Genomic DNA, 21766 nt, shown 5'->3' on the forward strand with positions numbered 1-21766 from the left:
GTCTTTGGACTGTTAGTTTTTAGCCCACGCATAAGGCAATAAGAACAAGCAATATAAAGAATAAGGAATGCAAACAGTGTCAAAATAGATGATAGATCATCCCAAATACTATACTGTTTATATTCAAATGGTGGTATACAACCTGTCTGAAACTGCAATATCATTTTGCTTTTTACTTCAAATATTTAAAACGAAGATTACAATCACTTTAAATATAACCAAAATGAAGGGTAACCCACTCCAAGAAAATATAATTATCACTATCGAAAAATCAAAAATGATGTAAAACGAGCTGTTTTTATTATTGGTACGCTGGTAGTTGCTTTTATTATTCTATATAGTTAATATGGTACTCAATTTAGTTACCTGTTGATTTTTCAAAATAATAACATTCCGTAATTTTTAAGGTTTTGAACGATCATAAAAAGAGTCTGATTTTTATCGTTTCGAGCATAGTCTTTGTATCTTTGCAGTAGAGTTCTTTGAAAGGGGTTTGAGTTTTGATTGTTGGAAATATGTCGGAAAGTTTCCAAAAAGAAAAATCGCAATGCACGATGAATAGGTGCATTACGATTTTAAATAACGGCATCGAAGATTCCGCCGTTTTTCTTATGTATTATAATCAGATATTAATTAAAAGCTTCGATAATTTTAGAAAAATCTTCCAATTTCAAAGCTGCTCCTCCGATAAGACCTCCGTCAATATCCGGCTGAGAGAAAATCTCTTTAGCATTATCAGGCTTTACAGAACCTCCATAAAGGATAGAAATTTCGTCAGCAACTTCCTGTCCATATTTTGCAGCAATGATACTTCTGATATGAGCGTGGATTTCCTGAGCCTGCTCCGGACTTGCCGTTTCTCCTGTTCCGATAGCCCAAACCGGCTCGTAAGCAATCACTACTTTTTTGATCTCTTCAGCAGAAAGCGTAAAAAGAGCTGCTTCAGTCTGATTTTTTACCACTTCAAAGTGTTGTCCTGCTTTTCTTTGTTCAAGAGTTTCTCCATTACAGTAAACAGGAATAAGACCTTTGTCAAGCGCTAATTTGATTTTTTTGTTACACTGAGCATCTGTTTCTCCATGATACTGTCTTCTTTCAGAGTGCCCGATTAATGATCCGGCAGCATCGATAGATTCCAGCATATCTGCAGAAATTTCTCCCGTGTAAGCTCCGCTTTCATACTCGCTCATATCCTGAGAAAATACTCCTATTTCATCCTTTTCAAAGATGTCTTTTGCCATCATTAAATATAATGCTGGTGGAGCAATCCAAACCTCACAGTTCGTAGCATTATTGTTTTTATAGCTTAGTAACTGAATCATCAATTGTTGTGCATCAATTACATTTTTGTTCATTTTCCAGTTTCCTGCAACTATTTTTCTTCTCATAAGATTTATTATATTGATTTATTTACTTTTTTCGTGCTTATAATCCCCAAAGGTTCTTTAGTAAAACATAGAATGTATGTTCCTCTTCAGTTACTTTATTATCCGCTTTGATCAGTGACTTTGCAAACTGAACAAACTTTATACGTTCATCTTCTGTAGAATCTTCGTGGAAACATCTTGCATGGAATTCAAAATGATCTTTCCATTCTTCAGGCTGTAAAAGAGCAAGGGTCTCAAGCTCATTATCAAGATTCATTCTGAACGGGAATTCATCTGCCAGGTACTGCTGTACAAGCATTCCTTCCTCAGGAGCAAACTCTCCGTCCACAGAAGAAAGGATCATTGATAAGTGATAACCAGCGATTGATTTATTTGATTTTTGCATGAGTAGTTGTATGTTTAAGTTTAGTGTTTAAATTTGATAATTGATAATTGATAATTGATAATTGATAATTGATCTATGATTATCCCTTCTATCATTTATAATTCATCATTCATCATTTATAATTAATTAACGTAGTCCTTTGCAGGCTGTTTGTCAATGATTTTTCCATTTTCAAGAATCAGTACAAATGGGTTGCTTCTTGCTATCGTTTTGATGGCAGTTCCGTCCATCATTAGATTTTTGATGGTTTTAAAAGTATTGGGTTCTGTAGAAACACCATAGATAAGAGCTCCTTTCTGAGTTTTTACTTTCGCTTCCACTTTCTGAAGAAGATCTGCAGGAACATCTTTGGGATGGTAAGAGAACACCAAAACCGCTTTTGGAGCATTAATGATTTCATTGGTAGCGTCCATTCCTGTAGGGTCTTCAATCTTAAATTTCACAATTTCAGACTTGTAACCCTCTTTGGTTAGTACAGACTCATTCTTGCCTTCTTCAATTTTCCATGGAGAACCTTCTGCCCAATATTCTGTTTTTTTGATGTAATCATCCTGATTTACTTTTACAACAGCTCCGGTTTTCTGATTTTTCAGAGAATAGAAAGTCTTGTATTCAGAAGGGTTTTTTTCGATTTTTACTTTTTCACCTTTAATATCTGTTCCTATTTTATAATCACGGAAATCTATGATCGGTTCATGCATAATCCCTTGTGCCATCACGTAGATCATTCCCAGTGAAAAGACTGTTAAAAGGATATATTTAAATGTATTGGAAGGCTCTTTCTCCGTAACTCCATACTCATCTTTTTTGCGGAATTCTTTTCTGTAAAGAACAAATAGTATAATCAATCCTACAAGAAGTACAACATCTTTAAGGAAGCTCTGCCAAGGCGTGAATTTGATAGCATCACCAAAACATCCACAATCGGTTACTACATTGAAATACGCTGAATAAAATGTCAGAAATCCAAAGAAAATACACAGGGCAATTAATATGGATAAGGTAAATTTAAGCTTTAATTTAAGCAGCAGCATAAATCCTAGGAAAAGCTCCAGTACCACTACAATGATGGAAAAAAGCAGGGCAAACTTTTCTAAAAACGGCATATTGAAAACCGGAGGGGCAAAATATTCTTCCATTTTGAAAGAAAAACCTACCAGATCCACGGCTTTTACAAAGCCTGAAAGGATAAAAATAACAGCAATAATAAAGCGTAATAAACCTTTGAGCATATTAAATATTTTTGGGTTCGAATTGATTTCCTTGTTCTGAGAACTTAATCAGACAGAAGACTGCATAATTCAGCATATCGAAATAGTTGGCATCAAGACCTTCTGAAACGATTGTTTTCCCCTGATTGTCTTCAATCTGTTTGGTTCGTAATACTTTCTGATAAATAAGATCTGTGATGGAAGAGATTCTCATATCTCTCCATGCCTCCCCATAATCATGATTCTTTCTTTCCATTAAAGCTTTGGCTTCATTGGCATATTGATCATACAGACCTAAAATTTCTTCTTTATTTTCATTAAAATCATTGGAAAGACCTTTCTCTAGCTGAATAAGTCCAATGATAGAATAGTTTACAATTGCGATAAACTCACCTTCCTCACTCTCATCCACCATTTTTTTATCAGTCATCTGCAGTGTACGGATTCTATTGACCTTGATATAGATCTGATCTGTAATAGAGCTGGGTCTTAAAACCCTCCATGCTGCACCATAATCCTGTAATTTTTTACCGAAAAGATCACGGCATTCACTGATAATTTTCTCGAACTGTACTGATGTTTTTAGCATAAATTTTCTTAATCTTCCAAATATACGAATTCGGTTTTAGATTTTTGAATTTGACGACCTGAGTTTGTGAGTGAGAGGGGTTGAGAGGGGTTGAGCGTTGGAGAGTTTGAGAGTTTTAGGGTTAGAGAGTGTTTGAGGTAAGAATTTCAAGATTCAATTTACCGAGCTTTGGTTTGAAAGTACGAATTGAGCTTCCAGCCTCCAGCTTGCAATTTCTAATTTCCAGCTTCTAAATTCTTATTAAAAACTCACAAATCACTAATTTTGCAGGATATAAAATCATTCATCAATTATCATTTATCATTCATTAAATATAAACTCCATGTTCTCCAACTCCCAAACCCTCCAACCCTCAGACCCTAAAACCTACTCCATCAACTGCAATGGTCGTTTAGTACAACTCGACACTCCAAAGATCATGGGAATCCTCAACCTTACTCCGGATTCATTCTCTGACGGTGGAAAATTCAATAATGAAAATTCCGCTTTACAACATGCGGAAAAACTATTGAATGAAGGTGCTGAAATACTGGATATCGGTCCTCAGTCTACACGTCCCAATGCTGAGTTTTTAAGTGCTGATGATGAAATAAAACGAATTGGAAATCTTATTTCTCTGATCAAAAAAGAATTTCCGGAAGCCCTGATTTCTCTGGATACTTTTTATGCAGAAACCGTAAAATTCGGATTTAATGAAGGAATTGATCTGATCAACGATATTTCAGGAGGTCAGTATGATGAGGAGATGTTTGATACAGCGGCTCAGACAAAGCTTCCTTACATTCTGATGCATGTAAATCCTTCCTATAAAACCATGCACGATAAAATAAAGTTCGAAGATATTACGCTGGAAGTGAACCGGTATTTTTCAAAAAAAACAAAAGAACTTTTAGAAAAAGGAGTGAACGATATTATTCTTGATCCCGGCTTTGGGTTCGGAAAAACAGTAGAAGATCAGATGAAAATGATTCACGAAGTTGAATATCTGGGATTCGGAAAATTTCCTCTTTTAATAGGTATTTCCAGAAAATCATTTATCTACAAACCGCTGGGGAAATCCCCTTTGGATATCAATGAAGAAACACAGAAACTGCACCTAAAAGTTTTGGAACAGGGCGCAAAGATTCTAAGGGTTCACGATGTGGTTCAGGCAAAGGAAACATTGACTCATTTTTTACGAAAAAAATAAAAAGTGTGAAAAAAACTTGTGAGTAATTAAAAAGTTTATACATTTGCAATATGAATTTTACGAATCAGAAAAATATTATTGTCATTTCTATTATTGCTGTTGTCATTAACAACAGGAAGGAAACGGCATTTTAAATAGATTTTAATTTAAATTATATATAGAACCGTTTCAAATTATGAAACGGTTTTTTTTGTTTTAATTTTTTATAGTAAAAAATATGTATCAGTTATTATCAGTAATTATTATCGTCATTATTATTCCCTTGCGTTTGTGAGAAGGAAAATGTATGACTGTACATATATTGAGCCCTCTCACACTGTGAGAGGGCTTTTTTTATTCCCATTTGTTAATTTTTTTAAACCTTATAACATGTATTACAACGACGACACGATCATCTACTTTGACGGAAAATTTAGGAAAGCCAAAGATGCCGGAACAGACCTTTACGGACAATCTCTGCACTATGGTTACTCTGTTTTTGAAGGAATTAAATCCTACAGCACAGATCATGGAACCAAAATTTTCAAAGCAAAAGAACATTATGAAAGACTGAAAAGATCTGCAGAACTGATGCATATTCCCTTTGATTATTCCGTGAACAAGCTTACAGAGCTTACGTATGAGCTTCTGGACCGTAATGGTTTTACGGATGCTTATATCCGTCCATTGGTTACATGTTCGCCCAATATGTCACTTTCAAAAGGTCAAAAATCTTATCTGTCTCTTCTTGCCTGGGAATGGAATAACGGATATCTGGCAGATAAAATGAAGATTATGACTTCACCTTTTCAGCGTCCTAATCCTAAGGCTTTTAAGGTTGAAGCCAAAGTAGGAGGACATTATGTAAACTCGATACTTGCCTGTCAGGATGCCAAAGACAAAGGCTATGATGAAGCATTGGTATTGGATGAGGACGGAAATGTTGCAGAGAGCTCAGGTGCCAATGTTTTCTACGAAAAAGACGGAGTTTTATTTACTCCGGGCAAAGGAAGTATCCTTCCGGGAATCACAAGACAAACGGTCATGGAAATCTGTGATGAACTCAACATTCCTGTGAAAGAAACCTTCTTTAAACCGGAAGAAATGCGTGGTGCCGATGCAGGTTTTTTCTGTGGTACGGCTGCAGAGATTGTTGCCCTCGATTCCCTTGATGATGTTCCTTTTACCAAAAACTGGGAAAATACAGCAAGTGGTAAAGTACAGCAGGCATATTTGAAATTGGTGAGAGTTCTGTCATTGTAAATTTTTAAGATTTAAATTGTTAATTATCAAATAAATACATCTGTTTTTTAAACCATTGAATATTGTAATTTTCTGAAGAATTGAAAATGAAAAGAATATTACAAACAGTAGTTTTGGATCAGAATTTACTAAAAAAACTCATTCTAAGCAGATGAAAAGAACAGAAAATGCAGGATAATATGTTAAATAAATATTCAAAAACATTCACACAAAACAGTGAACAACCCGCTGCCAAAGCTATGTTGTACGGGATAGGATTTAAAGAAGAAGATATGCACAAGGCTCAGGTCGGAATTGCCAGTATGGGCTACGACGGGAATACCTGTAATATGCATCTGAATGATCTGGCTAAAATGGTAAAAAAAGGAACATGGGATCATGGATTAGCCGGATTGATTTTTAATACCATTGGGGTAAGTGACGGGATGAGCAACGGAACAGATGGAATGCGCTATTCTCTGGTAAGCCGTGATGTGATTGCAGACAGTATCGAAGCAATCTGTGGTGCACAATATTACGATGGGGTGATTGCTCTCCCAGGCTGCGACAAAAACATGCCGGGAACTATTATTGCAATGGGAAGGCTGAACAGGCCATCGATCATGGTGTACGGAGGGACTATTGCTCCTGGTTGCTACAAAGGCGAACAGCTCAATATCGTTTCTGCATTCGAAGCGCTGGGTAAAAAGATTGCTGGAGAAATCACAGAGGAAGATTTTGATGGAGTTGTAAAAAATTCCTGTCCCGGAGCCGGGGCATGTGGTGGAATGTATACAGCCAATACCATGGCCTCCGCCATAGAAGCATTAGGAATGAGTCTTCCATATTCTTCTTCCAATCCCGCTTTGAGCAAGGAAAAACATGAAGAATGCCATGAGGCAGGAAAATATCTCAAAGTATTACTGGAAAAGGACATCAAACCTTCAGATATCATGACCCGCAAAGCTTTTGAAAATGCCCTTCGCATGATTGTTATTCTAGGAGGAAGTACCAATGCTGTTTTACATTTTATAGCCATGGCAAAAAGTGTTGGAGTACCTCTTACTCAGGATGACTTCCAGAAGATGAGCGATGTAACTCCGGTATTGGCAGACCTGAAACCCAGCGGAAAATACCTGATGCAGGATTTGTATGAACACGGAGGAATACCATCAGTAATGAAATACCTTTTAAAACAAGGATTACTACATGGGGATTGCCTGACTGTAACCGGAAAAACACTGGCTGAAAATTTAGAAAATGTTCCCGATCTGGATTTTAATAAACAGAAAATCATAAAACCTCTGTCAGAACCTGTAAAAGCTACCGGACACCTGAGAATATTATACGGAAACCTTGCAGAGAAAGGAAGTGTAGCCAAAATTACAGGAAAAGAAGGTGAGCGTTTCGTAGGAAAAGCCCGTGTATTTGACGGCGAAAAAAATCTTATCAGAGGAATTCAGGATGGAACCGTACAGCATGGTGATGTCATTGTAATCCGCCATGAAGGTCCCAAAGGAGCTCCCGGAATGCCGGAAATGTTGAAACCTACCAGTGCTTTGATAGGAGCGGGGCTAGGAAGCAGCGTTGCCTTGATTACCGATGGAAGATTTAGCGGAGGAACCCACGGATTTGTGGTAGGACACATCACTCCCGAAGCTCACGAAGGAGGTTTGATAGCCTTTGTAAACAATGATGACCTGATTGAAATTGATGCCGTAAATAACACCATACAGCTCAAAGTTTCAGAAGAAGAAATAGAAAGAAGAAAAAAAGGATGGCAAAAACCACCGCTTAAAGTACAGAAAGGACTGCTTTATAAATATGCATTAACAGTATCATCAGCTGCAGAAGGCTGTGTAACGGACGAAATCACTCAATAAAAGTATATGGAAAACCTGAATTTATCAACAGAAATACAACTTAGCGGAAGCCGCATCATTCTTGAAGCTTTTCTTCAGGAAGGAGTGAAAACCGTTTTCGGATATCCTGGAGGTGCCATTATTCCTATCTATGACGCTCTTTATGATTATAAAGAAAACCTGAAACACATTCTTGTACGTCACGAGCAGGCAGCTGTACATGCAGCACAGGGTCTGGCAAGAGTATCGGGAGAAGTGGGTGTCGTTCTGGCTACCAGTGGTCCCGGAGCAACCAATCTTGTGACAGGACTGGCAGATGCTTTATTGGATAATACGCCTCTGGTATGCATTACGGGACAGGTTTTTGAACACCTTCTCGGAACGGATGCTTTTCAGGAAATAGATGTAATGAACGTCACTAGTCCGGTCACCAAATGGAATTATCAGGTGACTGATGCGAATGAACTTCCTGAAGTACTGGCAAAAGCATTTTACATTGCAAAATCAGGCCGTCCCGGTCCTGTATTGATAGATGTTAGCAAAAATGCCCAGCTCCAGTCTGTTGATTATAAAGGATATTCACCATGTCATTCATTGAGAAGTTATAAACCAGATCCTGATCCATGTAAGGAAAGCATAGGAAAAGCTGCAGAATTGATCAATAATGCAGAAAGACCATTTGTCATTGCAGGACAAGGAATCATGTTGGGGAAAGCTGAAAAAGAATTTTTGCAGTTTGCCGAAAAATCAGGAATTCCGGTAGCATGGACTGTTCTGGGAATGAGTGCCATTCCTACTCATCATCCTCAAGCTGTAGGCATGGTGGGAATGCACGGGAATTATGGCCCCAATATATTAACCAACGAATGTGATGTTCTTATTGCTATCGGAATGAGATTCGATGACCGCGTAACCGGAAGACTGGATCAGTATGCAAAACAGGCAAAAATTATTCACTTTGATATTGATAACGCAGAGATCAATAAAAATGTAAAAGTTGATGTTCCGGTTCTTGGAAACTGCAAACATACGCTTCCTCTTCTTACGGAAAGGATCATGAAAAGAGAACATCATGACTGGCATGATCGGTTTAAAAAATGTCATGAAGTGGAAAGTATCAATCTTATCAATACAGAGCTTTACCCTGAAGAAGGAGAGATCACAATGGGAGAAGTTATCCGTCATCTGAATGAGATGACAGATGGTGAGGCAGTGATTGTAACGGATGTGGGACAGCATCAGATGGCAACATGCCGCTATTCTCATTTTAAACATTCCCGAACGAATGTCACAAGCGGAGGACTGGGAACAATGGGGTTTTGTCTTCCCGCAGCCATCGGAGCATCATATGCAGGAACCAATCGTCCTGTGATTGCGGTGATGGGAGATGGCGGGGCTCAGATGAATATTCAGGAACTGGGAACCATTATGCAGTATCATCCCGAAGTGAAGATTCTGATCCTTAATAATTGCTATCTGGGAATGGTAAGGCAGTGGCAGGAGTTGTTTCACGAAGAAAGATATTCTTCAGTAGACATTCAGAGTCCTGATTTTGTTCAGGTTGCCAAAGGTTACAATATATCAGGGAATAAAGTGTCTGAGAGAGAAGATTTGCAATGGGCTCTCCGTGAAATGCTCGATCATAAAGGCTCTTTCCTCCTTGAAGTCATGACAGGAAAAGAACACAATGTATTTCCGATGATTCCGCAGGGAAAAAGTGTTTCGGAGATTGTATTAAATAATAAAGCTTAACAATAAAAAGATGAAAACAGATCATAAAGAATATACCATTACCGCGTATACAGAAGATTACTTAGGATTGATCAGCCGGATCAATGCTATTTTTTCAAGAAGAAGAATTTCTATGGTGACCTTCAATGTAGGGCCTTCCGAAATAGAAAAAGTAAAAAAGTTTGTCATTGTGATCAGAGAAACGGAAGATTCTGTTCAGAAGATTAGCAGACAAATGGAAAAACAGGTAGATGTTCTGGAAGTACATTATCATAGAAATCCATACCTGACGGCTGTAGAATATGCAAGCTAAACACAAAAATTAAACATCATAATCAATAATTATAAAATCAAAAAAAATGGCAAAATTGAATTTTGGAGGAGTAGAGGAGAACGTAGTAACAAGAGAAGAATTTCCGTTGGAAAAAGCTCAGGAAGTATTAAAAAATGAAGTCGTGGCAGTGATCGGATATGGAGTACAGGGACCCGGACAGGCTTTGAATCAGAAAGACAACGGAATTAATGTCATTGTAGGACAGAGAAAAAACTCCAAATCATGGGATAAAGCAGTAGCAGACGGATTTGTACCGGGAGAAACCTTATTTGAAATTGAAGAAGCTTTGGAAAAAGGAACTATTATCTGCTATCTTCTGAGTGATGCCGCACAGATTGAGTACTGGCCAAAAGTAAAACAGCATCTTACCCCAGGGAAAGCATTATATTTTTCTCATGGTTTCGGAATTACTTTCAGTGAGCGTACAGGAATTGTTCCTCCTGCCGATGTAGATGTATTTCTGGTAGCGCCAAAAGGTTCAGGAACCTCATTGAGAAGAATGTTTCTGCAGGACAGAGGTTTGAACAGCAGTTTTGCCGTGTACCAGGATGCTACAGGAAAAGCCAGAGAAAGAGTAACAGCATTAGGGATTGCGATAGGAAGCGGATATTTGTTCGAAACCGACTTTAAAAAAGAAGTATACAGTGATCTTGCCGGAGAACGAGGAACATTGATGGGCGCTGTACAGGGAATATTTGCCGCTCAGTACGATGTATTGCGGAAAAATGGACACAGCCCTTCAGAAGCGTTCAATGAAACGGTAGAAGAATTGACTCAGTCCCTAATGCCTTTAGTGGCAGAAAACGGAATGGACTGGATGTATGCCAACTGTAGTACTACTGCTCAGAGAGGGGCTCTGGATTGGTGGAAGCGTTTCAGAGATGCCACTTCACCTTTGTTTGAAGAATTGTATGACAACGTAGCGAAAGGAAACGAAGCTCAACGTTCCATAGACAGCAACAGTAAACCTGATTATCGTGAAAAATTGGAATTAGAGCTTACTGAGCTAAGAGAAAGTGAAATGTGGAAAGCGGGTAAGACGGTGCGAAGTCTGAGACCTGAAAACAATTAATAACTGAACAGATGATGAAAGAGGAAGTAGGTTCCTCCGTTTTAGAGAATGTTTATAAAGCGGAGGAGCGATTAAAAAATGTAGTGGTAAAAACACCTTTGGCTGTCAATAATAATTTGTCAGCCATTTATGAAGCGAACATCAGTTTTAAAAGAGAAGACCTTCAGAGAGTAAGATCCTATAAAATAAGAGGAGCGTATAATAAGATGGCAACGATGTCTCAGGAAGAACTCTCCAGAGGAGTAGTGTGTGCCAGTGCCGGAAATCATGCACAGGGAGTAGCGTTTGCATGTCAGAAAATGAAGGTGAAAGGAACTATTTTTATGCCTTTGCCAACCCCCGGACAAAAACTTGAACAGGTAAAAATGTTCGGTGGAAAATATATAGATGTGATTCTCTTCGGAGATACTTTCGATGCTGCTAAAGACGCTGCGATGAGGTTTTGCGAAGACCATAACAGTGTATTTATTCATCCTTTTGATGATCCGGCCATTATTGAAGGGCAGGCCACAACTGCACTCGAGATTTTGGAGCAGACAGAAGGTAGTGTTGATTATCTTTTTGTTCCGATTGGCGGTGGCGGATTAGCGGCAGGAATCTGTACAGTATTTCAACATTTGTCTCCCCAAACAAAGATCATTGGGGTAGAGCCTTCTGCTGCTGCAAGTATGAAAAAAGCTTTAGAAAAAGGAAGACCCATTCTTCTTGAAAAGATAAGCCGTTTTGTAGATGGGGCAGCAGTACAACAAGTGGGAGATCTTACTTTTGAACGCTGTAAAAATATCCTGTATGATATGGCTACTGTAGATGAAGGACTGGTCTGCGAAACCATATTGTCGTTATACAATAAAGATGCTATCGTGGTAGAACCGGCGGGAGCCCTTTCAGTGGCTGTATTGGAAAAATACAGAGAGGAAATAAAAGGTAAAAATGTAGTGTGTATTATCAGCGGAAGTAATAATGACATTACCCGTATGGAGGAGATCAAAGAGAAAGCATTACTGCATGCAGGATTAAAACACTATTTTCTGGTCAGATTTCCACAGCGTCCCGGAGCATTGAAGGCTTTTGTGATGGATGTTTTAGGTCCCGATGATGATATTACTTATTTCGAGTATACCCAGAAAAACTCAAAAGAAAAAGGAATTGCAGTCGTAGGAATTGCTCTGAAACAAAATAAAGACTTTACCCCTTTGATTGATAAGATGAAACAATATGATTTTTTTGTCAACTATCTGAATAATGATCCTTCCCTGATGAATTTACTTATTTAAAAAATGAACCATTAAGATTAATAAAGCTTTTAAGAATAGTGAAGAAGAATATCTTTCGATATTTAGTAAGCAGATTGCTTCATTCAAATTGATTTGAATCTTAACTTTCCTTACAATCTGAATTTTCCTTAATGGTTAAATACATATTCAATATTAAATTATTTCGTACACAATCAGATTCTAAAAACACAATGATGAAAAAAGCTTCACAATCTGTGAAGCTTTTATTTTTTGAACCATTAAGATCGATTAAAATTTTAAGAATAGTGAAGAAGAATATCTTTCGATATTTAGTAAGCAGATTGCTTCATTCAAATTGATTTGAATCTTAACTTTCCTTACAGCCTAAATCCTTCTTAATGGTTCAATTTTTTCAGTTTTGCTTATCTTTCAAGCGAAAAATTAGAAATCACTTTCGGCCTTTCAGTTTCATTCGCTACTTTCCAGGATGTTCTGTACATCCATTCGGTCATTTTATAAAGCTTTTTGTAATTGATATTCTCAGATTCATCCTGTGGTGTATGATACTGGTCGTGCAGTACACTGGTGAAAAATATAGCAGGAATCCCAATTTTAGCATAAGGAAGATGATCACTTCTGAAATAGAAATACTCAGCATGACTCGGAGAATCCCAATCCTTTAAGTATTTGAATTTTGTGCTTTCATTATTGGCTTCTTCAGCCATTTTTACCAATTCTTCAGAGTTTTTATGAGGAGCATTTCCTCCTAACAGTGCTGCTTCATTATTATCATTTCTTCCGATCATATCACCATTCAGTACAGCTACAATTTTCTCTTTCGGAACAACAGGGTGGGCTGCATGCCATCTTGACCCTAGCAAGCCTCTTTCTTCAGCTCCATGGAAAACAAACAGAATACTTCTTTTTCCCGGCTGTTTTTTATAAGCTCTAGCCATAGCCAGCATCGCAACACAGGTACTTGCGTTATCATCTGCTCCGTTATAGATGGTGTCATTCTTTACAGGATGCCTGATACCGTCATGATCCTGATGCCCGCTTAGCAAAACATATTCATTTTTCAGAACAGGATCTGTACCTTCTATTTTCCCGATAATATTAACTGACGGATATTTGTAGGTTTCAGTAATCAGATTCAGAGAAGCTTTAGGATTATTTTTTACCCAGCCGGCATTTTCTCTTTTGATCCATAAAACAGGTATATTATTCGTGATTTTCTCTCTTAGTCCTTCCACACCGTAGCTTCCTCTTGTCATTTGAGGCAGTACTTCTATCCAGCTTTGTTCAGAAGTATCATCGGTAATGAAGATGATTGCCTTAGCTCCCAGTTCCGCAGCTTTATTGTAGTATTTGTTTCTTACAAATCCGGGATATCTTCTCACAAAAAGAGTCATATCTTTTGAAATGTTTTTGTCTGAAGCATTCACCGCAAGAACTTTTCCTTTGATATTCAGTTTCGCAAGATCTTCAGGTTCTGCATTTCCTGCATACACAATTTCAGCATCTACAGAAGCATTCACAGGTTCAGCAACCAGAAAATCTTTCCATAATTTCAAACTTGTATCTCCAATTTTCAGGCTGCTTTGAGGAATAACCTGGTGTCTGTACATATCAAAAAACTGGAAAAAAGTACCATGGTCTCCGGCCGGTTTCATGCCTGCTTCTTTTGCTTTATCAGCAAGCCACATAGAAACTTTCAATTCATCCAGCGTTCCTGCTTCACGACCCCAGAACTGGTCTGCGGCAAGCTGATACATATCGGTACGAAGATCAGATTCTTTGATGGCTGAAACCAATGGTTTTTTATAATTCTGAGCATTTCCTATGGTAAATAAGAAAAGCCCCAGTAAAGAAAAAATATAATTTTTATTCATGGGAATTCTTAATTGAAGTGAGCCAGTTTATCTGAAAACTGTTTTGAAAATTCCTTTCTGTCTTCTTCCAGTTTTTCCTGTGTAGAAGGTAAAATATAATTAAAAAGGATCTTGTCTTCATGGTCTAAAAAGATAATTTCCTTTTCATTTCCATCAATCATCTGTGAGAAAATCTCCCACATCGGAGTGTCTTTTAATTTTAATAATTCAAAAAACTGTTCTGCTTTGATTTCGATTTTCTGCATGCTCTTTTTTATATATTATCGTTGGATATTTCTGAATTCTGATTCAAAAATAAAGAATTTGTATTTGCCGGGGTATTAAAACTCGAGAAACTTCAGTTTAAACTGGATGGCAAAATTTTCTTTAAAATGGGGTGTTGCATAATAACCCACTCTGTAGAATAGCCCCAGATTAAAATAGCTGGAAAGGAAATTGTTCCATTCCAAACCTACTTCCTGATACAGGTGATCCAATTTTCTGAACTTGAACTGATGATATTCCGGATGCTTCATATCTCCGATTGTCCCTCTCAGAACAAAATCAAAGCTAGAAACATTGTGCCCGAAACTTTTGAAATACCAAGGCAGTTTGTGGGTAAAGTAATAGGCTACGAATTTATCGTTATAGTATTTTCCGCCCTCCAGTGTTGCAAAACCAAGGTAAGAAGTAAGGTTGAAATTAAAATCTTTTCCCGGAGAGGCAAGTCCGTTCATGGTAAAGTTTTTCCAGATCGGTGCTCCTCCTAAAACGACTCCACCATACAATCTGAAACCGGTAGTTCCGATGGGTGTTTTGAAATTATGAACAAAAAGGGCATCAAAACGTGAATAACTGAAGTCTCCCTGCAGTATTTTGTAGCTCTGTTCATAATTAAAATAAAGCTCAGGGTATTTCTGGTCAATCAGTGATTTCCCTTGAGGAGTCATAATATTGGTAGAATTCGGAGAATATTTTAAGGTAAATAATGTATTAAAATTCCTGTATGAAGTTCCTCTGTCTCTGAACTGATAGTCGAACTCTGCAGCTTCTGTATTTCTTCTTACTGCCAGGGCAACGGTAAGTCCGTTAGTGACATCATTCAGATAGGATAATGAAAATCCTTTAAAGTGAAAATATCGGTCGTTGTTTAAGTTATTCCCGAAATTCATCATTCTCATTTTGAAATTCCAAAGCTTCCGGTTGAATTCTCCTGATGCGGTTACATCATCATAAACCTCAAACCTGAAAAATGAATTTTTTTCCAGTGTAGTTTTCATATCAAGGCCCATTCCGTATTTCCACCTTCTGTCTTTCACACCATATGCGAAATAATAATCGGGTGAAAAATAAGGATTGAAGTTTTCATTAAGCTTGGCTTTTAACCCTAATCTGAATCCTTCATAAGAGTTATAATTGACAATCTCATCTACAGCAAAATCTACAGAGCCCACTCTGATCTGTCCGTTCAGTAATCCTGATAAAATCTGTGCTTTACTGTCAATTTTATACTTTTTACCTAAACTGTCAATGGTTTTATAGGTATTCTGTTCCCTGTCGGTAAGAGGATCGGTTCTGTACTGATCCAGAGAATGCCCGTCAATATTTTTTACAGAGAAGGTATAGCCTTTGAAATCTTTTGGATTTTCCTCAATAGGTGCTTCAAAATCAAAATATTTTGAGGTCAGAAATGCATAGGTTCCAAAGCTTCTTTTGTCTTTCTTATCATCAGCATGTTCTTTGTCATCCATGGCCATTTTACCCATTTTAAGCTTGGCTTTTTCATGGGCAAGAAACCATTTGTTATTGTAAAATACCCAGGTACTGGTGATAATTCCTTCGTTTTTGTTTTTACTGAAATTTTCAATTTTTTTAACTCCGTACGTTTCAGTATCTACATAAATAGCTCCATTATATTTTCGCTTTCTGTCTGGCTTTTTATAATTTACTTCACGGAAGCGGATCACAAAGTTTTTTCTTCCGTCCAGGGTAACGGTATCTGAAAGGAAAAATCTGTACAATCCTCTGTTTTCCGGTTTCAACTGCTCGGGAACGACATCTCTGTTACTTTGCTGAAGAGCGATCATTTCATAGATAGGCTGCCTCAGACCGGAGATTCTGTTGTCCAGGATATTGATCTTTTCCCCATACTTTTTGGAATATAAAAACTCTTGTGCCCTTTCCCAAAGAAAAAGTTTGCTTTTTGAAAATATCTTTCTTGCGTTGATGTTATTCAATGAGTCCTTTTCTCTTTTTTTCTTGAAAAGATTTAAATCATTGAAGTACTGATTAAACTGGGAAAGACTGTCTTCGTCAATATCCAGAGATATTTTTTCGTAAGATTTATAAGAATAGGAACCTAAACTTTTTGGAGAATTCTCTTTAAATAATTTATTTACTTTTTTGAGGATTTCCAATGCTCTGGGATCACTTTTATCTTCAATAACTACCGCTTCAATATTGGTGGTTTTTGAAGTTTTTTTGAGGAGGGAAACCTCCATGCTGCTTTCTACTGTGATGGTTTCTTTCTGGTAAGAATCAGCGTCAATATCTATGTTTCTGCATCCTGTCTTAAACTCCAGAATGCCCTGTTCATTGGTGTATCCAATGATTGTATTGTCACATGACACTTTAGCATTAGAGACAGGTTTTTGACTGGCGTCATCCACAACCTTAATTTTTGATTGCGAATACCCCAACAAGCTGATTATAAAAAATAATAACAGTAAACCCCTTTTCATGTAAAAAAACTACGTCAAAATTAATAATATTTATGATGGTAAAAAAGTTTTTAACAGAGTATAACATTGATTTAATCTAATGTTTTCATGGGTCTTCCCTCTGATAAAATTAAATGACAAAATCATTCAGATAGTCTTTCTGTATTTTCTGGAGATTTCCAATAAAAAAACTCCTAAACATATAAGGTACAGGAGTTTTTTAATTATTTGTTGTTTTCCGGGGATTTATTGATCATCCAAAGCTTTCATAAATTCGATAAGATCATCTACTTCCTTGTCCGTTAGTTCTAATGGAGCATCAGAAAGGGTTTGGTTTTCTATTTTAAATCCCAATCCTTTTCCGCCCCCTTTATTATAAAAATTCATGACTTCTTTCAACGTTTTGTATCCTCCATTGTGCATATAGGGAGCTGTTTTGTTAATGTTTCTAAGGGTTGGTGTTTTGAAAGAATGCTGTAATGAAGCCACTGTTTCATGGAATTTTCCTCTTCCCAGATCATTGTCAAATGTTTGATTCTCTCCATTCACAGCTACTCCCAGCACTTCCTGTTCCGTTTTTTTGAAATTTGGAGGAACCGTACCATTGAATAAAGGTAAGAAATGACATATGGCACATTGAGCTTTTCCTACAAAAAGATTAAAACCACGCTTTTGATTTTCCGTCATTGCGGATTTATTTCCTCTCATGTATTCATCAAAGTCAGAATTAAATTTCGCCAGAGAACGGATATAACTTGCCAGTACATTCTGCAGCTGCCATACCTCAGTTTTCTGAGAATGATAAATCTTTTTAAAGGCTGCCTGATAGTTTTTATCCTGATTGATTTTTGCAAGGATGATATTCAAATCACCATGCATTTCTTCTTTATTGGAGATCACATCGGAGCTTTGCCCTTCCAGATCATCTTTTCTCATATCCCAAAACTGACCATGCTGATATCCTGCATAATTGAGCGATGGGGCATTTCTGGCAAGTTCTGAATTTTCAAGAGACATAGATCTGGCAAGCCCATCCGTAAATGCCTTCTCAGGAATATGACAGGTGGCACAGCTCCGGTTGTTGCTGTTGGAAAGAATTTTATCATTAAAAAGCTGATGACCAAGAGCGGCTTTTTCTTCAGAATAGGCATATTCCTTTCCTGGCGTGAAAGCATTAGGGTTAAAAGCATTTTTAGAGAAAAAAGTAGCGGCATTTTTGTTGAGAGCAGTGGTTACTTCCACATCCGGAATATTCTCCTGATTTTTAAAATCAAGCATCAGAGCAGTGATTTTATTCAGGTGGTCAGGGATAAAATTGACATAATCAAACGTATTTTTGTCTGTATTTTTTTTCAGAACTTCAATAGCTGAATTGATTTCTGCCACAATATTTTTTAAAGCTTTATCTTTTGACCGATCAGTAGAAATTTGCTTCAGCGTTTCTTTAATCCCTTCCAGAGAAGAGGGCATTTCCTGCAAAAATACACCTGAAACAGGAGTGTCAAAACCTGAAATTCCTAAACTGGAAATTCTGAAAGCTTCCTGTCTTAAAGCATCAAAAACCTGATCTTTACTGATGGTAATCACCTGAAAGTTGGTGGCTATCGTATTGCTTTTATTGATAAGTTTATTAAGCATTCGGGTCACTTCCTCTTTGTTTGCTTGGTCATAAGGATAAAGCATCTCTTCCAAAACCTGTAATCCTTCCGGTTCTATTTCGGTGTGTTCATCCATTTCTATTTCAGGAAGGGCAGGACCATTGATAAACCTTGCAGAATGGGGCAGGAAATATTCTACAGCCCATTCCATTTTTTTGTAGGTTTTTCTGATATCCTGAAACTTTTGCTGAAGGAGTTTTTCATCGGAACTTTTAGCAACCAGAGTTTTCAGCTCGTTGATTTGTTTTTCAAAATCAATATTGGTTTTGATAATCCTGCTTTTTACAGAACCAAGATCTTCGTACACAGGCTGCTGCTTATCATTTTTACAATAATAGAGTGTAAAAAGTGCTGCTGCAGAGTATAAGAAAAGGAGTATCGGGTATTTTGAAAGTTTATGCATAGGTATGAAAAAGTATCAACAGAGATTTTCTATTGATACTTTAATTAATTTGATATGAAGAATTTAAAACTATTTTTCTACGTTTCTGATGATTACAATCTGTCCACCTTCTTTATTGGTGTTGATTCCGGAACCGTCAGGATTTTTGAATTTATCCAGCTGCCAGGTATGAGAGTGGATATTCACAGAGAATGTATTCGGAACTCCAATGATGTCTGAAATATCAACCATCGCACCGAATTCCCATGAACCGAATTTCTGAAGATCTCCGGATTGGTTATAAGCCGTCTGCCATGCAGAATCACTTCTGTTGTGTCTCATATTCAGCCATGGCTTGTATTGTTTTGTAGCAATATTCAGCTGCCAGATATAAGAATCATGGTTGGCGTTTTTGTAATAAGAATCTCCGTCTTCCTGGATGTACACAAAGTTTTCAGTTACACATAAGTTGTCCGGGTTGATAAGGTTATTTCCTGGATTGGAATCTCCTTCTGCTACCACTTCTAATTTTCCTGTCAGCATATTGTTAGAGTTCAAAACAAGTTTGTAAACTCTTCCCCACATGGTTAATCCTGCTTTTGGATTCACACCATCAGAAGATTCTCCTGTAGCGGTAAAGTAAATTTCTCTTCCCTTTCCAGCTCCTTTTCTGTAATCAACATCTTCGACTCTTGAAAAACGAATGGCATTATTATCAATATTTTTCTGATTGATCTGAGCTCCGGTAAGGTTTTTAGCATTCGGAATTTCTACGAATTCTACATCATAGCTGTTTCCTTTTGTCATATCGGTTTCAGTATAGTTGCTGTTGGTTCTTTTCAAAGAATACAACTTACCGTTATCTAAGTCTCCCTGCGTATCGGCTACATACATGATCAACTGTCCTGCAGATTGGTGAGAAGATGAATAAGATTGGTCTTCCCCGATAACGATATAAGATTTTCCGTTAGAAACATCTTTAGGAAGCGGAACTGCATTTTCCATTGAAGCCTTTCCTAAAGCTGGTTTTACTCTTGTTTTATCTGTTGCCTGAGATACTGTTGCCAGTGGATTCAAGGCATGAACCATACTTTCTTCACCTGATTCTCCAGCAGTAAGGAATGCACTGAAGCCATGAATTTCAGGAGTTGCCAAGGTAGCGGAACATAATCTTGTCATTCCTCCGGTTCCATTTAAAATATATTCTCCTTTTACAGGTTTAAACGTTTTGTCTAAATATACTCTGGATACTGATTGTTTGATCTCATGGTTGGTGATCATCAGGTAACCATCAGAGTTAGGATCTTTCATAATTCCCATTCCGTCCGGCTGACCTCCGAAAACGAAATCCGGAGAACCTGGAAGTACATCTGAGCTGGAAATAAGGGTGGTAATATTTAAATTTTCAAAACCTTGCATTCCATAAACGAAAGCAGGCTCTTTAGAAAAATTTTCAATTTTGATTTTGTCATTGGCTGGGGTGTTGGAATCCCCGTTATTGTCATCATTACAGCCTTGAAAAACAATCGCTGTAAGGAATAGAGCTCCAATAGTTTTGTTAATTTTCATAATTATATTTTTTGAATTTCGATTAAGGCAAAACTAAAGGTCTAGTGTTAACTAAGTTTTAAGAAGACAAAACAAATAGTTTAAGATTAAGTGATGATTTGTTAAGGTAAGGTCAATAATTAGAACGGATATAAATAAAGAGAATTTTGAACGAAAATGGGATTGAAAAATTATTGTTTTTAATGGATAATTATTTATTTTTAACGAAACTATAATTTGGATTGACATTGCGTAAAACAAATGGCAACCACTTACTCAGTAAATTAAACTATGACCATGAAATATTTAACTGTTATTTTGTTTTTTGCCCTGCTTGGGTGCAAAAGTGTTCAGCAAGTCAATAAACAAAATATTGAAAATGCAATTACGAAAAATGCTGTTCAGCTATTAGAGGACAAAAGATTTCATTCCGTTTCCATTGCAGTGTTGAAAGATGGGGAATCCACAATCAAACATTTTGGCGAGCTCACTATTGGAAAAGGAAACAAACCCAACGATTCTACACTTTATGAATTGGCTTCTGTAACTAAAACTTTTACAGGTTATTTAGCCGCTAAAGCCGTTCTTGATAAAAAAATCAATTTAGAGGATGATATTAGAATTTATCTTGACGAATCTTACCCCAATTTAGAATTTAAAGGTGAACCTATAAGAATCAAACACCTGATTACCCATACCAGTGGATTTCCTAATTTTCCTATAAAAAGCGAAAATAAAAAGGCTTTTTTTGAAGGATTAAAACTGATCAAAATTGAAACGAAGCCTGGAGAAATATATTACTATTCAAACACGGCTCCGGAGGTAACAGCATATATCCTTGAAAAAGTGTATCAAAAACCTTTTGAAGAGCTGGTCACTGAATTTGTTTTGAAACCCAATAAAATGGACCAGACTAAGTTTACACTCAATGAAAATGACAGAACAAAATTGGTAAAAGGCTATAACGATAAAAACGAGTTAATGCCTAACTTCAATAGAACTTTATGGGGCGGAATTTCAGGACTGCACTCTACCACTCCGGATTTAGTGAAGTATATGAAATTACAACTTGACCCGTCCAATCTTATTGTCAAGGAATCTCATAAAAAATTATTTAAAGAAGGTTCTGATTTTTGGGAAGGCTACCATTGGTATATCATAGAAGATGATAAGAGATTAATGTACAGACATCATGGAGGGATATACGGAATGCAGAATTGGTTTGTGATTTATCCTAAAAAAAATATTGGAATATCCATATTGACAAATACGAGCTTTAATGAAACAGGACAAATTTTAGAAAAAGTAGTGGATAGCCTGTATGATGACCTCAACGTAAAATAAACTGATCAAATACAAATAATCCCTTT

17 protein-coding genes are annotated in these 21766 nt (G+C 37.0%); 8 read left to right on the forward strand and 9 right to left on the reverse strand.

Going from position 1 to position 21766, the window contains the following annotated elements:
* Positions 1 to 629 precede the first annotated feature (629 nt).
* From tpiA to CQ022_RS19555, 4 genes are all read right to left on the reverse strand, one after another.
* Positions 630 to 1388 (reverse strand): triose-phosphate isomerase, encoded by a 759-nt coding sequence (gene tpiA / locus CQ022_RS19540; protein WP_105683965.1) that lies wholly within the window; start codon positions 1386 to 1388, stop codon positions 630 to 632.
* Between the two features lie 37 nt (positions 1389 to 1425).
* On the reverse strand, positions 1426 to 1773 hold the full coding sequence (locus tag CQ022_RS19545; protein ID WP_105683966.1) for a TerB family tellurite resistance protein: 348 nt from the start codon (positions 1771 to 1773) through the stop codon (positions 1426 to 1428).
* 122 nt (positions 1774 to 1895) lie between these two features.
* A complete protein-coding gene (locus CQ022_RS19550; protein WP_105683967.1) occupies positions 1896 to 3005 on the reverse strand; it encodes a BT_3928 family protein in 1110 nt (369 codons plus the stop codon).
* 1 nt (position 3006) lies between these two features.
* Complete coding sequence (locus CQ022_RS19555) at positions 3007 to 3573, reverse strand: DUF1599 domain-containing protein (protein ID WP_105683968.1); 567 nt, start codon at positions 3571 to 3573, stop codon at positions 3007 to 3009.
* A gap of 418 nt (positions 3574 to 3991) precedes the next feature.
* On the opposite strand from CQ022_RS19555, the gene folP reads away from it, so the two are divergent.
* From folP to ilvA, 7 genes are all read left to right on the forward strand, one after another.
* Positions 3992 to 4762: a dihydropteroate synthase gene (gene folP / locus CQ022_RS19560; RefSeq protein WP_185126830.1), complete on the forward strand. Its 771-nt coding sequence runs from the start codon at positions 3992 to 3994 to the stop codon at positions 4760 to 4762.
* A gap of 369 nt (positions 4763 to 5131) precedes the next feature.
* A complete protein-coding gene (ilvE, locus tag CQ022_RS19565) occupies positions 5132 to 6004 on the forward strand; it encodes a branched-chain-amino-acid transaminase (protein WP_105683970.1) in 873 nt (290 codons plus the stop codon).
* 179 nt (positions 6005 to 6183) lie between these two features.
* On the forward strand, positions 6184 to 7866 hold the full coding sequence (gene ilvD / locus CQ022_RS19570; RefSeq protein WP_228421797.1) for a dihydroxy-acid dehydratase: 1683 nt from the start codon (positions 6184 to 6186) through the stop codon (positions 7864 to 7866).
* Positions 7867 to 7872: 6 nt separating this feature from the next.
* Complete coding sequence (gene ilvB / locus CQ022_RS19575; protein ID WP_105683972.1) at positions 7873 to 9597, forward strand: biosynthetic-type acetolactate synthase large subunit; 1725 nt, start codon at positions 7873 to 7875, stop codon at positions 9595 to 9597.
* A 10-nt stretch (positions 9598 to 9607) separates the two neighbouring features.
* Positions 9608 to 9889 carry a hypothetical protein gene (locus CQ022_RS19580; RefSeq protein ID WP_062671248.1) on the forward strand — a complete coding sequence of 94 codons (282 nt, stop codon included), beginning with the start codon at positions 9608 to 9610 and terminating at the stop codon, positions 9887 to 9889.
* Between the two features lie 46 nt (positions 9890 to 9935).
* On the forward strand, positions 9936 to 10982 hold the full coding sequence (gene ilvC / locus CQ022_RS19585) for a ketol-acid reductoisomerase (RefSeq protein WP_105683973.1): 1047 nt from the start codon (positions 9936 to 9938) through the stop codon (positions 10980 to 10982).
* Between the two features lie 11 nt (positions 10983 to 10993).
* Complete coding sequence (gene ilvA / locus CQ022_RS19590) at positions 10994 to 12256, forward strand: threonine ammonia-lyase (protein WP_105683974.1); 1263 nt, start codon at positions 10994 to 10996, stop codon at positions 12254 to 12256.
* Between the two features lie 383 nt (positions 12257 to 12639).
* Here the strand turns inward: ilvA and CQ022_RS19595 are convergent, their stop codons facing one another.
* The 5 genes from CQ022_RS19595 to CQ022_RS19615 form a co-directional block, all read right to left on the reverse strand.
* Complete coding sequence (locus tag CQ022_RS19595; protein ID WP_105683975.1) at positions 12640 to 14109, reverse strand: M20/M25/M40 family metallo-hydrolase; 1470 nt, start codon at positions 14107 to 14109, stop codon at positions 12640 to 12642.
* A gap of 8 nt (positions 14110 to 14117) precedes the next feature.
* On the reverse strand, positions 14118 to 14354 hold the full coding sequence (locus CQ022_RS19600; RefSeq protein WP_105683976.1) for a hypothetical protein: 237 nt from the start codon (positions 14352 to 14354) through the stop codon (positions 14118 to 14120).
* Positions 14355 to 14429: 75 nt separating this feature from the next.
* On the reverse strand, positions 14430 to 16757 hold the full coding sequence (locus CQ022_RS19605) for a hypothetical protein (protein WP_228421799.1): 2328 nt from the start codon (positions 16755 to 16757) through the stop codon (positions 14430 to 14432).
* 297 nt (positions 16758 to 17054) lie between these two features.
* Complete coding sequence (locus CQ022_RS19610; protein ID WP_105683978.1) at positions 17055 to 18869, reverse strand: cytochrome-c peroxidase; 1815 nt, start codon at positions 18867 to 18869, stop codon at positions 17055 to 17057.
* Positions 18870 to 18938: 69 nt separating this feature from the next.
* Positions 18939 to 20417 carry a hypothetical protein gene (locus CQ022_RS19615; RefSeq protein WP_105683979.1) on the reverse strand — a complete coding sequence of 493 codons (1479 nt, stop codon included), beginning with the start codon at positions 20415 to 20417 and terminating at the stop codon, positions 18939 to 18941.
* A gap of 276 nt (positions 20418 to 20693) precedes the next feature.
* Here CQ022_RS19615 and CQ022_RS19620 point away from each other — a divergent pair, with 276 nt between their 5' ends.
* On the forward strand, positions 20694 to 21740 hold the full coding sequence (locus CQ022_RS19620) for a serine hydrolase domain-containing protein (protein WP_105684014.1): 1047 nt from the start codon (positions 20694 to 20696) through the stop codon (positions 21738 to 21740).
* The last annotated feature ends 26 nt before the right edge of the window (positions 21741 to 21766 follow it).

Source organism: Chryseobacterium culicis (genome assembly GCF_002979755.1).
GTDB classification, from domain to species: domain Bacteria; phylum Bacteroidota; class Bacteroidia; order Flavobacteriales; family Weeksellaceae; genus Chryseobacterium; species Chryseobacterium culicis_A.